We start from the raw sequence: 237 nt of genomic DNA on the forward strand, positions 1-237 counted from the left end.
GGCGGTATCTGGACGTTACGTAAATCGCGTAAATCCACCTTGCTGCGCCATACACGCCATGAGCTGGCAAACGATCGGCAGCTGCTCGAGGAGGAGTCCCGTGAGCAGTAAAGTCGAACGTGAACGACGTAAGGCGCAACTGCTTAGCCAGATCCAGCAACAACGGCTGGATCTTTCTGCCAGTCGTCGTGAATGGCTGGAGGCAACAGGCGCTTACGATCGTCGCTGGAATATGCT

1 protein-coding gene is annotated in these 237 nt (G+C 55.7%); it reads left to right on the plus strand.

What is annotated here, in order from left to right; genetic code table 11:
* Positions 1-58: 58 nt before the first annotated feature.
* The coding region (locus tag SB765_RS33590; RefSeq protein ID WP_410933029.1) for a YqjK family protein at positions 59-237 on the plus strand (179 nt) is incomplete at its 3' end.

Origin of the sequence: Pseudomonas sp. SIMBA_067, assembly GCF_046534675.1 — a bacterium.
GTDB lineage: Bacteria > Pseudomonadota > Gammaproteobacteria > Pseudomonadales > Pseudomonadaceae > Aquipseudomonas > Aquipseudomonas putida.